Origin of the sequence: Runella zeae DSM 19591, from assembly GCF_000423565.1 — a bacterium.
Lineage (GTDB): Bacteria > Bacteroidota > Bacteroidia > Cytophagales > Spirosomataceae > Runella > Runella zeae.
The window spans coordinates 95,799-108,539 of sequence record NZ_AUIF01000033.1 but is presented as its reverse complement, the minus strand read 5'-3'; the positions used below and the strand labels follow the sequence as shown (position 1 = coordinate 108,539).

At 42.8% G+C, this 12,741-nt stretch carries 11 protein-coding genes; 2 read left to right on the top strand and 9 right to left on the bottom strand.

Annotated features, from left to right (window positions below; translation table 11 throughout):
* Positions 1 to 3: 3 nt before the first annotated feature.
* The 6 genes from G563_RS34135 to G563_RS34130 all read right to left on the bottom strand — a co-directional run bounded on the left by G563_RS34135 (position 4) and on the right by G563_RS34130 (position 9,981).
* The gene (locus tag G563_RS34135) at positions 4 to 1,869 is read right to left on the bottom strand and encodes an FAD-dependent oxidoreductase (protein WP_051210849.1); all 1,866 of its coding nucleotides are present in this window, start codon (positions 1,867 to 1,869) and stop codon (positions 4 to 6) included.
* 63 nt (positions 1,870 to 1,932) lie between these two features.
* Positions 1,933 to 3,366 carry a SusD/RagB family nutrient-binding outer membrane lipoprotein gene (locus G563_RS0109295; RefSeq protein WP_028665087.1) on the bottom strand — a complete coding sequence of 478 codons (1,434 nt, stop codon included), beginning with the start codon at positions 3,364 to 3,366 and terminating at the stop codon, positions 1,933 to 1,935.
* 2,174 nt (positions 3,367 to 5,540) lie between these two features.
* Complete coding sequence (locus G563_RS0109285; RefSeq protein ID WP_028665085.1) at positions 5,541 to 6,818, bottom strand: SusC/RagA family TonB-linked outer membrane protein; 1,278 nt, start codon at positions 6,816 to 6,818, stop codon at positions 5,541 to 5,543.
* Between the two features lie 193 nt (positions 6,819 to 7,011).
* Entirely contained in the window at positions 7,012 to 8,112 is a 1,101-nt protein-coding gene (locus tag G563_RS0109280; protein WP_028665084.1) for a FecR family protein, read from the bottom strand.
* 77 nt (positions 8,113 to 8,189) lie between these two features.
* Positions 8,190 to 8,783: an RNA polymerase sigma factor gene (locus G563_RS0109275; RefSeq protein WP_028665083.1), complete on the bottom strand. Its 594-nt coding sequence runs from the start codon at positions 8,781 to 8,783 to the stop codon at positions 8,190 to 8,192.
* Between the two features lie 592 nt (positions 8,784 to 9,375).
* Positions 9,376 to 9,981, bottom strand: a complete 606-nt coding sequence (locus G563_RS34130; RefSeq protein ID WP_051210848.1) for an NADPH-dependent F420 reductase — start codon at positions 9,979 to 9,981, stop codon at positions 9,376 to 9,378.
* A 126-nt stretch (positions 9,982 to 10,107) separates the two neighbouring features.
* Here G563_RS34130 and G563_RS37630 point away from each other — a divergent pair, with 126 nt between their 5' ends.
* Positions 10,108 to 10,299, top strand: coding sequence for a hypothetical protein (locus G563_RS37630; protein WP_028665082.1), 192 nt, complete (start codon positions 10,108 to 10,110; stop codon positions 10,297 to 10,299).
* 132 nt (positions 10,300 to 10,431) lie between these two features.
* On the top strand, positions 10,432 to 10,572 hold the full coding sequence (locus G563_RS39135) for a DEAD/DEAH box helicase family protein (protein ID WP_310586557.1): 141 nt from the start codon (positions 10,432 to 10,434) through the stop codon (positions 10,570 to 10,572).
* Between the two features lie 270 nt (positions 10,573 to 10,842).
* Here G563_RS39135 and G563_RS0109250 read toward each other — a convergent pair whose 3' ends face one another.
* From G563_RS0109250 to G563_RS0109240, 3 genes are read right to left on the bottom strand one after another with little or no spacing between them, the layout of a single operon-like run.
* Positions 10,843 to 11,403 carry a hypothetical protein gene (locus G563_RS0109250; RefSeq protein ID WP_028665080.1) on the bottom strand — a complete coding sequence of 187 codons (561 nt, stop codon included), beginning with the start codon at positions 11,401 to 11,403 and terminating at the stop codon, positions 10,843 to 10,845.
* Between the two features lie 24 nt (positions 11,404 to 11,427).
* The gene (locus G563_RS0109245; RefSeq protein WP_028665079.1) at positions 11,428 to 12,096 is read right to left on the bottom strand and encodes an FMN-binding negative transcriptional regulator; all 669 of its coding nucleotides are present in this window, start codon (positions 12,094 to 12,096) and stop codon (positions 11,428 to 11,430) included.
* A 48-nt stretch (positions 12,097 to 12,144) separates the two neighbouring features.
* The gene (locus tag G563_RS0109240; protein ID WP_028665078.1) at positions 12,145 to 12,594 is read right to left on the bottom strand and encodes a GNAT family N-acetyltransferase; all 450 of its coding nucleotides are present in this window, start codon (positions 12,592 to 12,594) and stop codon (positions 12,145 to 12,147) included.
* Between the last annotated feature and the right edge of the window lie 147 nt (positions 12,595 to 12,741).

Sequence of the window (12,741 nt, the reverse complement as noted above, 5' to 3'; positions counted from 1 at the left end):
GGTTTATGGTTTTTGTTGGTAAAGAGCGTTTAAAAATTCGCCGCGTTTCCACGATTGGTTTTGGTACAAAGCAGCGGCTTTAGCTTGGCGGGTGGTGGGTAATTTTTTGATCCAATTTTTTGCTAAGGATTCGTCAAGTTTTTTTTCTGGTTCAATATTATGATAGCTCATTGCATCCGAATATTGCAATTTGTGAATAACACGCGGCTTGATTTGAATGTCTGCTAATGGGTATAAGTCATGAAAAAAGCCCTTCATTCCAAAATATTGAGCGGCCTCAAAATAAGGAGATTGCTCTTCTATATCGCTGATATAGATGAGTTTGGATTTTTGTTTCAACAAAAGGGACTGTAATTCAGGAATATTAACGGAGGTTACATTACCTCCATTTTTGAGGCTCAAATGAGCGGCCAATCCTGCCGCTTGTCCTAAAGCCGACCAAGTAGGCTCAAGCCGAATACCGCAAAAACCTACATGACTCGACGAAATTGCAACTGGTACCAGCAGGTTTTCAAAATGATGAGGTAGCATCACACCATAAGGAATTTGGAATGGTTGGGGTGTAAAATTAAAATCCCCTTCGGTCATGTCGGCATACAAAGGACCGGGCGCCGAAACGCCGTGACAATTCAGAGAATAATTGCAGATTGCGACGGTGTTAGCGTGAAGTACGCTTCGTATCGAACTAGGCGCTTGATAAGTGTCTTTTTCGGTAAAGACCACTTTGCCCATGATACGGCGGGCTTCGCGGATATAGAGTCGGTTGGGGAAGTTGTCGTTGTCCATAAATTCATCTTTGGCCAATCCCCAGGCTTGTGCTTCTTGTCGAGCTTCGAGCGGAATACTTTCGTCGTTTTGTAAAAAGTAAATCATTCCCAAAATATGCGCTCGATGCTCTTGGATGATACGTGCTCTTGTTTCGGGGTTTCCGTCAGGATAATCATAATTTTCGCCTAAAGACGACATTCTTACGGGAGCATTTTTGATGTCATTAATATCTGCTTTGCGGTTGGCGATGGGCTGTACTCGGAGGATTCCGTCGGGGGTTTGGGTAAATATTTTTTTTACTTTTCCACTCTTGAAAACTGAGGCAATAGGTAAGTATTTCTCACGATTGTAGTTGAGGGGTTTTTCGACTTTGCGGCTGTTGGCGGCGGAGTCGGTCATGATGATACGGAAATTGTAGGCTTGGACTTTTTTGTCACTTTCACCCGTACTACCGGGAAGGATTTGTCCGCTTTTTGAGAAAATATGCCCCGCAAAACGCTCACAAAATTCTTCTCTTGATTCGCGACCAATGCGATATTGAGCGCCTGCTGCTACGGCCAAATCCCCTTCGTAAGTAGCATCAACGAAAACCTTACCTGAAATTGAAAGGGGCTTATTATCCACCAAATTAACAAAAGTCGCCGCTTGTATCTTGGTTTGCACTTGCTTGGTTTTGGTAGTAGCAACTTTCACAATCCGGTGTTGGGTATAGACTTTAATAGAAGGAAGTTCGGCCAGCATTTGATTGAAAATCAACAAAGTAACATGAGGCTCCGCATTGACCCCAAAGTAACATTCTTTTACTTGGGGTGAGTTTTTGCCGTACTTGTTTTCGTAATAAGCCAATGCCCTAAATCGGTATTCGTTGAAGGTGCCGCTGAGTCCTTCCAAAGAGATAAAATCCGTAAACGATAAGCCGCCTGTCATTAATCCACCGACGTATTTGTACTCTTCTACCAAGGCTACACTGTGCCCTTGTCGAGCGGCGTTGATTGCCGCAAAAATCCCGCCAGGAGTAGCTCCATAAATGACGATGTCGGTGCGGTGGGGCTGGGCAAAAAGGGGTAGGGAAAACAATAAAAGAAAGACGATTTTTTTCATCAGTAATATTGGTTTTCACTGGGAAAAACCCTCAAAGCTTTTCCCAGTGGATAGGTCAATTGTTTACAATTTTGCCCAAAACAAACGGGCATTGTCTTGATAAACTGTGTTTTGATCCGAAACTTGGGGCGCATTGGCATTGCGCGAAATCTCATCCACGGGATAGGGCAAACGTTTGGCAGTGCCATCAGGGTCGTTGAGCGAGATAAGACCTGTACGACGGACGTCATTATACGCTTCCTGACTTTGGAATATGAACAAGAAAATATACTTCTGATTGATGATATCCTTTAAAGTAAGCTTATCGGCTCCCATGAGTACTTTGGGACGAGCGAGGTAGCTGTCGATTTGCGTACTTGTAAGAGTAGCAGCGGCGTTGAAAATCGCGGCTTGGCTCATCGCTGAGCGTACGGCTGTTTGATAAGCGTCGTAGGCTTTTGTTTTGTCGCCTAGCCGCAATTGTGCTTCGGCTTCGATAAACTTTAGCTCTGGATAAGTCAGTAAGGGTAGGGGAGAAGGGCGATTTTGTAAATATAAAGGTTTGGAATAAAGCGTTCCGTTGAGGGTTACGTCGGTATTCCCTCGGCTTGTAGGAGGTGTAACTACTTTGTTGCCTATTTTGGTAAACCAAATGTTGGCTCTAGGATCTGCTATCACCTCTTCGTTAGGTTCCAAGAATGATTTCATGGCGGTCACAATACCGTCGGCAATCACAATCGTAGCGGCATTCATGAAATTATTGGCGATAGGATTGGCATTTTCAGGGTTGCTTTGATAGGCCGATACCGTAAAATTTTCGGTAGGTGCAAAGGCATTGTTGATAGCCAAAATAGCCTGATTGGCGCTTTCTTGCGCCGAAACATTGCTCAGGCGATTGTGCAAACGGGCTTTCAGTGCCCAAGCTGTTTTTTTCCATAAGGTCATATTGCCTTTAAAAACAAGGTCGTCATTGGCGGGGCGACTCGTAGCAGCCGATGCTTGGTCACATTTTTGAATGCCGCTATCTAGGAGTTTTTGCATCTCGGCATATAAATCTTGGGCTTTATCAAAATTAGGTTGGATAATATCCTCTCTACTTGCTTCTTTGTAAGGAATATCGCCAAAAACATCCACCAAAAGAGACAAGGTATAAGCCGACATGATGTCGGCAATGGCCGAATACCCCGGACGCTGAAGTTTATCCGCTTTGTCGCGTACATCATTGAAATAGCGAATAGCCAAGAAGCCATTGTTCCAGATAGTGCCGCCACCGCCTACTTGTAATTTAGTAGCGGTATTGACACCCGTAAAATTGGTATGCTCCGAAGTATAGCCTGAAAGAATAGAAACCGGACTCACCACCCGCTGAAAAGTAGTCATTTGGGCAGCGGGTAAAAGGGTATTTAATGGAGCATCTGAAATGATGTTGGGATTGGTATCGATTTTATTTAAAATGCTATCAGAACAAGCAGTGCTGACCAAAGCCAAAATAGTAGCAAAATATAGGGTCTTTTTCATCGAAAATCTTTTTTGAGTTGGACTAAAACTTCAACCGAATACCTCCGCCAAGGCTGCGGGTTTGGGGTTGTTGGTACCATTCAATACCTACTGAGTTGCCGGTACTTGCGCCCGATAGCGTGTTGGTCATGTTTAATTCTGGGTCTACAAATGTCTTGGTAATCAGGAATAAATTTCGTCCTGTTAAAAAAACACTTGCGCCTGATAAGCCAATTTTTTTGAAAACCGTTGTTGGTAAATCATAACTAAAGTTTACTTCTCTCAACCGCACAAAAGAAGCATCATCAAGGTTGGCAGCGGTGATGGTGTTGACCGCCGCCCAATAGGGATTGGTTTTGTAAATAGCAATATCGTTGTCGCCTTCGATGACCAAATTACTATTGACAAATCTTCCTTTTTTGCCGGGTATCACTTTTTGCTGGTCTCTATCGAGTGTTTCAACCGACAAACCACGTGTACGAGATTCGGCTTGAAGTTGCGAGAAAAATAAGCCTCCTTTTCGCCAATCAATCTGGAAACCTAGCTGAAAAGATTTATAACGAAGGCTGTTAATAAAATTGAATTCAAAATCAGGATTAGGAGTACCCAAAATCTGGGAAACGGGATTTACCAAGGGAAAACCGTTGGTAGAGTTCATCACGCGCTGCCCCGAAGCAGGGTCGAGCTGGTAAGTTGACCCAAAGAATGAAGGATATACTTGTCCTTTTTCGGCCACAAGTCGTACGGCTCCGCTGGCATTAGAAAGTTCGATTCGGCTCAGTCCACCAGGTAGTTCTTCAATAGTGGTTTTATATTTTGAAAAATTGATATTTAGGTCCCAATTGAAGTTTGGATTTTTGAGAGGCGTGATGCGTACCATTACCTCATGTCCTCTCGAGAGCATTTTGCCAGCGTTGTTGACCTGACTACTAAAACCCGTAGAAGGTGGCAGCGGAATGCCGAAAATTTGCCCATCCGAAAGACTTCTAAAATAGGTATAATCAAAACTGATACGGTTTTTTAGAAAACGTAATTCTGTTCCAAACTCTACACTACGGGTATTTTCGGGTCGCAGCGTGGGGCTAATGCTCGTACTGCTAGGCAAAAAACCAGCGACTCCATTGAGCGGAAATTGATATCCCGGATTGGCCGCCGAATATCCCACTCCATTCACAAAAAGCTGTCCCAACTGCCCCACTTCTGCATAATTGGCCCGAAGCTTTGCAAACGTAAATAGATTTTGTAACGAAGGAACAGCCTCCGTGAGCACAAAACTCAAACCCGCCGAAGGATATAAAAAAGAGCGATTGCCAGAAGGTAAATTGGAAGCGTAATCTTTTCTAGCCGAGAGGTTCAGATAAAGCATCTCCTTGAATCCCAGGTTTAGGTTGCCATAAAATCCAACCACCCTCTGGGCATTTTTACTATTGCTTGAGGTAATAGTAGTTCCATTGGCGATGCTGGGCCAATCGCCCGATACTAAATTGGAACTATTGGTAGAGCTGTTGGCGCGTCGTATATCAAAAAGCTCGTTTCCCACGATGGCATTAAGTACCAAATCAGGCGTAATATTGGTATCGTAGCTTAAGAAAAAATTGGAGTTCAACTGGCTTTCTTGTTGGTTTTGAAGTACAAATTGCCCTCCGCTTGGCGGGGTGGTTCTCCCCGTCGGACCCGTACCCAATTCGTCATAACGCTCTAGTTTAGTGTTAAAATTATCCAAACCTACCCGATAAGTAGCTTTTAGGCCTTTAGCCAACTGATATTCTAAAAATAAGTTTCCATACGTGCGGCTCGTGCGGCTATTTCTAAAATTGTTTTCAAGAATCCAATAAGGGTTGTTTTGAGCCGCCCTAAACAAAATTTGTTGGTAAGGATTGGTAGCCGTTGCAAAAGGTTTGCCTTTTAAGTTGTAAGAAGCAGGTGTTTCGTACACTGTTCGGAAAAAAGCCACATTGCCCGCTTCGTCCGGAAAATCATCGACGTTGATATCAGCGTAGTTGAGCGAAAACCCAATTTTAAATTTTGTAAAGGGCGTCATCATCCCATTAAACTTTACATTGGTTCGTTGCAAACCCGTCTTGTCAATGACTCCTGTTTGGTCGGTTCGGCCAATCCCAATGGCATAGTTACCAAAACTCCCACCTTGAGCGATTTCAAGATTGTTGTTAAAGGTACTTCCTACCCCAAAAAAATCATCCATATTTCGGTACGAAGCTTTCGCCCAACAAATTGGGATAAGTACCGATAGAGTTGATTTTAGGGCCAAAGGCAAACAACGCATTTTGGTCAAAGACCCCGTTGTTTCCTTGGGCATATTCGTATTGAAGTTTTGGCAAAAAACTTACTTTGTCTTGGGCAAATTGTGATTCAAAAGTAATGACTGGCTTTCTACTGGCATTTTTGCCACTTTTGGTGGTGATTACAATGACACCATTGGAGGCTCTCACCCCGTATAAGGCCGCCGCCGCTGGGCCTTTCAGTATGTCCATAGATTCGACATCTGAAGGATTAAAATCAATCGAACGACTCCCTGCCGTTACTGGCAAACCATCAATGACGTACAAAGGCTCGTTGGAACCCGTAATGGAACGAGAACCCCGGATATTGATTTGAGCTGGACGCCCAGGCATACCGCTACTCAATCGTACTTGAACGCCCGCCGCTTTGCCTTGGAGCGAATTTTGAATACTCGCATTCCCAACCGAAGAAAGTTGTTCTCCGCCAATTTTTTGCGAAGCATAACCCAACGCTTTTTGTTCGCGTTTGATACCAAAGGCCGTTACTACCACTTCGTCGAGGGTTTTGGTATCAACTTTGAGGGAAACATTGATTTGAGTCTGATTACCCACTTGAACCTCTTGTGGAAGATATCCTACAAAAGAAAAAACCAAAAACACCTCGCCTTCAGGAATATCGATTTTATACTTTCCGTTAGGGTCGGTAGTAGTGCCTCGTTGTCGGGTAGTAGAAGCCGTCTCTTTCACCAATACACTTACGCCGGGTAGGCCCATTCCGGTTTCGTCGGTGACGGTACCCGAAATACTTTGATCCACTGGCAAGATGATAGTCGGAAGTAAAGGCTCTTCTAGCAAGCCTACTTTAGCAGATTCTTCTTTTCTTAATACAATCCGATTGCTGACCTGTATGTGGCTAATATTTAAAGGTTTAAGAATTTTCGTTAAAATAGTGGTGAGTGTTTCGTTGGTCGCATTTACCGAAACATTTTGATTCAAATTCAAAGTCCTAGAATTAAAAGAGAACTTAACCTGTGCCGATTTTTCGAGTGATTTGAGAACTTGCCCAAGGGGTAAGTCAGATACATGAATAGATACTTTGCGTTCAAGCATTTCTTGCCCTTTGACGGGAGTTGCCAAGGTAATGCCCGAAAAAAGAATAGCTATGAAGATTTGTAAAAGGGACGTTTGCACGATTCTATACAATAACCGTTTGTGGGTCAATGTTTTTTTCATACTTTTGAATTGTTTTAGTTGGTACTATTTACGGTGGTATTGGCAAAAGCAAGCCCCTTACCCTTAACAGAGGGTATGTCTACGAAACATAGCAGGGGAAACCTTTGAGCGTCGAATATGTAGCAGCATTTCGGCGCTTTTTGTTTTTAGATAAAGCTCTAATAATCAATACATAGGCAGATTGGGTTTGGGTTTAGTTACAACCATTGGATAAAATAATAATCTGATTTCCATTCATTTCATAACGGGTATTTTTGCCAAGACTCTCACAAATAATTTTGAGTTTTTCGGGGAGAGGTTGGTCTTGCAGAGAAGTTGTAAGATAGCAGTCTTTTAACTTCTCTGCGGGGAAATTAATTTCTAGCAAATACGCTTCTTCTAAGATGGCAAATATTTGGGAAACGGGCGTATCCGAAAACTCAAAATTGACTTGTTCAATCTCATAGGTTGAGGGCGCAGATACATCTTTGTTGGGAAGCGTAGCCATTTTTTCAAAAGACAACGCTTGCCTCAAAAAACGGATTCCTTCGTTGGGGAGTAGCGTCACACTTTTCTTTTCTGCCTTGGTTATCAAATCATTAGACGCTACGTTGACTTGCCCTGTTTTGACAGTCACTTCAATATTTGGTTGATTTGAAAATGCCCTGATGCGAAAGCTCGTTCCTACTACTTTGGTGACTACTTCGTTTGAGAAAACCAAAAATGGTTTTTGGGGATTTTTACTAATTTCAAAAAATCCTTCTCCCAAAAGGAAGACTTTACGCTCCCTCCCCGCAAAGCTTCTGGGATAGCTCAGTTTACTCTTAGGATACAACAACACCGAACTCCCGTCTGACAGAGTAATCAGCTGTGGCTTATTGGTATTGTTGGTTTGTTCGATAAGTCCCTCGGCGGTCTGACTGATTAGCTCGGAGTAAGTCAACAATGGTTCTTTGGTTTGGTTTTGTTGGTAAAATACCCATCCGATGCCTAAACCCACAATCACAATAGCCGCCGCGCTCCACCACCAAAATCTATTAGAAGAAGAGGCAAAAGTGGGTTCCGCTTCTTTTTCCTTCAACTGTATTTTATCCCAAGTATTTTGTAAAGCTGTTTGGGTAAGATTTTTGGGTGGAATAGGTACGGCAGTCGCCAAAATCCACAAACGAGCTTCTTCTACCAACTTAGCCCGTTGTGTGTTTTCGAGGCTCCATTCAACCCAATTTTCATGGTTTTCTCCTTCCCGAATCCACCTTTGAAAAGATATATCCGTTAAAAAATCTTCGATGGTATGGTATTGGTCACGCTTTTGCATCTGAAAAAGGGTTTCAGAAACAGAGAGGACAGCTTTTGGGGGCGATACTCAGTTTATGGTATTTTTTTTTGAAAAAATTAAAGCATTCTATAAATGAAGAGGGCTAGGAGGGTCAAATCGCCCTTCCATGCTTTGCGCAGATGCTGAATCGCTCGGTGAAGCAAATTAGTAACCGACTGATAATTAATATCTAACATCTCGCCAATTTGTTCAATACTAAGTCCTTGATGAAATCGAAGATAAATCGCTTCTTTTTGGCGTGCAGGGAGGTTGTTGATAAGGCGGTTGAGTTGTGATACTTGGGTAGCGGTTTCTTCATCCGCAATCAACTGCTCTTCTACCGAAAAATCAAGCAAAAACTCAAGGGACTCCAAAGAGGTGGTTTGTCGAAAGACGTTATCCCGCTGATAAAGACGCGCAATTCGTTTGCGTACACTTGAAAGTAGATATGCTTTGACGACCACTGTTTCGCTAAGCGCGTGACGATATAGCCACACATCCACAAACACATCTTGAACACAATCCTGCACTCTTTCTGGATGCGACATTAATGAATTTCCGTAAACCGTCAGAGAAGCATGATAACGTTCAAAAAGCTCCGAAAAAGCAGCTTTATCACCTTGTTTGAGGCGATGCCATAAGATTTCGTCAGCTATTTGTGCGATGCTCACCGTTTTATGATTAGATTATAGAATGTACAAAAGTAGGGAAAAGTTAGATTTTATACAGAAAACATCTTAGTATTGCTCACTCACTTTCTGGTAGGATTATTTACTAAAAAGCCAATCCGAATATCAGATTGGCTTTAAATCTACTTTTAACCTTTAAAATAAAATTTTTGAGATAAATGGGGAAGATTATCTCGGTGCATTGTTTTTTAATTCACAGAATGCAAACAAATAGTATTTTCTAAAGAATTAGTTTTAATACATTGGCATCTTTTTCCACTATTTTGGCATTTATTCTCAGAATATGGTAATATGAGTGCAAATAGATTAAGTTTTTCTGAAAAACAAAAGCCTGCATAGGACGCAGGCAAAGATAGTGTTTGGCATATGTATCAAAGCCATTGCGGCTTTATGTGCTCTTGAAGGATGTCCAAAGATTGAGGTTTAGCTGACAAACGATGTGGATATTGAGCAGCGAGAAACAGGGAAATCGTAATGTTGGAGACTGTCAAAAAGCAGACAGAGGAAAAGAATATCTAAAAATATCAGAAGACTAACGCGCTACCGACGCTCGAAACGTCGGTAGCGTTTGTAGCTAGGCATTTAGCAATGCATCAGCTTGTTCTCTTGTCAAGAGTTTGTTGTAGAGAGGTCCTGTCACCTCTTGCGCAAATACATTTTCAAGTCCCCCCAAATCATACACATCAAAGCCCACCTCTTCAATGAGTTTTGATACAATGGCTTTGGCCGCCTCGTCGTCGGCAGAGATTGGAATAATGAAGCGTGGAGAGGCAAAACCTTTGGAAAGTAAAAACTCAAAATACAGCGTATTGAATGCTTTGACGATAGTAGCGCTTTCAAAACGCTCCTGTACTTCTTGGGCGGCGCTTTTGCCTTCGGGCAATACAATATCATATTGATTGTTGGTATCAATGATGATTTTGCCCGTGACGTCGCCCATTTGACTGCGCATATCATCCATGATTGCAAATTTTGCTGATAAGACTACCACATCAGCCTTCTGAACAGCTTCGGCAGGCGTACCTACTTCTACGGATTGATACTGACTCAATTCGGCGGCAAGTTGTTGCAATTTTTCGGGGTTTCTAGACCAAGAAAGAATAACACTGTGACCTGCTTTGGCAAAAATTTTGGCTACGGCACCACCTATGTTGCCAACTCCAACGATTCCAATTTTCATGTTTTTTTAGATTGATTTTTTCATAAACGTTTGACCAACTTACCGTAAGACGGCAAGAAAAGAGTCAAAGTAGAGAAAAGTATTCACACTGTCAATATTAAGCCTAAAACTTTATTTTCCATCGAATTGACCAATGCCTTATGTGCTATTGACAATGCCCGCATCAATGCCTACAAACGTACCAACAACCTACCGATTACTTTTGAACTGATTCTGAAAGAATATACCTTGCTGCAACCTGATAAAGAACGCGACCGCAATGACAGCATCAAGTCAGTAATGAAGCAATTGATTAAAAATAAGTTCTTTTCGGCCTGATTTAATCAAAAACAGCTACATCGTCAAGAGGGACGGTTTTCCAAAAGATGGTTCCATGGGTAAAACCCTTGAGGTAATTGCTACCCTGCTGAAAATGAAGCAGGAAGGCGCGTTCAAAAAAACAAAGGATTGGTGGTGGTACCCACGACGCTGCTCTCCAACTGGACCAAAAAAATAGCCAAGTTTGCGCCTGAACTAAAACCGCATGTTTACCACGGTCCGGGTCGCAGTCTGGCATTGCTGCAAGAGGCCGATCTGTTGCTCATTATCTAAGGCGTGCGACTCATCCAAAACAAACGCGAATTGACCAACCTCACCGTCTCCGACGGCGAAACCTGGCTCGGCGATTTTGAGCAACCAAGACCTGCGTGAATTGGTGAAATTGGGGTAGAAATGGGTGGTCAGGAATGAAATAATCAGCATCTCTTTTATTCAGAAAGTCCAAATAATGGGCTTATTTACTAAGCTCTTCAGTTATCAAAACTTTGATTTCGTTTATGCTTTTCTTGAGCCGAATTGACTGCGCCTGATTGCAACGGAGGATCAAAGATCCTCCGCCGAGAGCGTATCAGCTAGCTTTAGAACTATAGGAAGCAATACTTTGGTCTTCATTTCAACATCACCGCCGGTGAGCATTTTGCTGGTGCTCTGCTGCGACAGCTCGTCGGCGTGTTTAATCTTTCCGGTGGCAACCTCAACGAGCCGGGTTTTGAGCGTGGCGGAGCCGTTTGTGTTGTATTCGTCGACAGTCCCCGTCAGCACATAACTGACCTTGAGCTGCTTGCCAACGCGCACGGCAGCGGCTGTCGAAGCCCCATTGACCGCGACCAAATCGGCTTGTGATGCCTCCCTCGTGTGCCGTACATCCACGATGTGAACTTGGTTGGTTTTCATCAGTCTGAAGGCGATACTGGCCTGAAGCTGCCGCTTGGCTTCTGCCGACATCCCCGACGCGTTGGGGCCGGGCGTGAATTCGACCACCGCTATCTGCGGCTTCTCTTCTCTCGTTAAGGGGCGTTTTGTGGGGGCCTGAGCGCGTGCTACACCCGTCAGAAAGACTCCCAAAATCAATGTTGTCACTAAGTGTTTCATTTTTGTTTTCATTTTGTGTGCGTTTGTTTTTAAAAGTTATGAATCAAATTTATTTTCATCCCATTCTATTCCCGCTGGAAACAGTTCTGCCTTGCGCTTTTGCATTTCAGCAGCGATTAAAGAACTGCCGCCGCCTTGCTGTTCCAGTTTCGAAATAATGGTTTGATAGCTTTTCTCATCTCTGTTTTGGCTCAACTTAAAAACAGTATCTAGTCTATCTACTTTCATCTCAAAACCGGCAATGGCCGGCATCATCTTTTTTAAAAATCTATCCGGAAGGTTGTCATAAATCGTGGGAGATTGAGTGTTTCCTTTTTCAAATTGTAATGTCATTTTTTTCATTAATCGAATCAGATCGGCGTCCGGCATAAACTTTATTTGACCATGGATGTGTACACTCATATAATTCCATGTTGAACCTATTTGTGGATTGCTGTACCAGGAAGCACTTACATACGTATTGGGTCCTGTAAACACAACGAGTGCATGGGGATTTTCAACGAAAGCCTTATAGTGATCCGTGTTTTGCATAATGTGTCCCTGCAAAAACAGTTCACCCTGTCTTTCTTCAATCAATAGCGGGATTTGTGTAGCAACTTGTGTGCCTGTTAAATGACTTCCGGTCAAAAAAGCAAACGGATGTTCTTCCATAAAATCTATTATCGCTTGTCTATCCTTTTCTTTGAAATAGGAGAAATTATACATTGTTGTTTTGTTTTTAGTTTGATAATCAGTCGTTTAAATCGGCCTGAGTTATGCATTCAATGCGTAGGTGAAATGAATGACCTGCATGGGAGCACCACCGGTTGCCCGGTAAAAGTGAATGGCCTGACTGTCTTTCCCATCTGCCTGTACAAACAGTTCTTCTGCACCCTGACTGCGGCAGTAATGCTTCAATTGCGTTAGTAATTTCGTACCGATACCCTGCCCTTGATAGGTTGCACCAATCGCAATATCGTACAGATAAACTACCGGCTTTTCTGAATGATACTGCGGTAAGACATGGGCCGTTAGTCCCCCCACAACCTGATTGACGAACTGGGCAACGATAACTATAAAATCTGGCTTGGCTAACAGGCGTTGCAGGTGTTCGGGCCGTGCCTTCGTTTCCATGTCGGTTTCTAAAACCTCGCGGAATAGATCAATCAGTTCGGTGAACAACGCCACGTCATCGGGTGCCAGTTTTTTGACTTCAACATTCATTGAGATAATGCATTATAAATTACTATAAATACTTACGCAAAATTAATTTCTATTATTTATTGCGCTGAAAATAGATTTATTTAGTTGATAATCTGTATGTTACGATTAACGGTTAACTATTAACAGGCAATTACTTACGCAGGTTTT

Excerpts from the sequence above, each read along its gene's own strand:
- G563_RS0109295 (WP_028665087.1), bottom strand. The coding sequence starts at position 3,366 with ATGAAAAAGACCCTATATTTTGCTACTATTTTGGCTTTGGTCAGCACT.
- G563_RS0109245 (WP_028665079.1), bottom strand. The coding sequence starts at position 12,096 with ATGTATAATTTCTCCTATTTCAAAGAAAAGGATAGACAAGCGATAATA.
- G563_RS0109240 (WP_028665078.1), bottom strand. The coding sequence starts at position 12,594 with ATGAATGTTGAAGTCAAAAAACTGGCACCCGATGACGTGGCGTTGTTC.
- G563_RS34130 (WP_051210848.1), bottom strand. The coding sequence starts at position 9,981 with ATGAAAATTGGAATCGTTGGAGTTGGCAACATAGGTGGTGCCGTAGCC.
- G563_RS0109250 (WP_028665080.1), bottom strand. The coding sequence starts at position 11,403 with ATGAAAACAAAAATGAAACACTTAGTGACAACATTGATTTTGGGAGTC.
- G563_RS0109285 (WP_028665085.1), bottom strand. The coding sequence starts at position 6,818 with ATGAAAAAAACATTGACCCACAAACGGTTATTGTATAGAATCGTGCAA.
- G563_RS34135 (WP_051210849.1), bottom strand. The coding sequence starts at position 1,869 with ATGAAAAAAATCGTCTTTCTTTTATTGTTTTCCCTACCCCTTTTTGCC.
- G563_RS0109280 (WP_028665084.1), bottom strand. The coding sequence starts at position 8,112 with ATGCAAAAGCGTGACCAATACCATACCATCGAAGATTTTTTAACGGAT.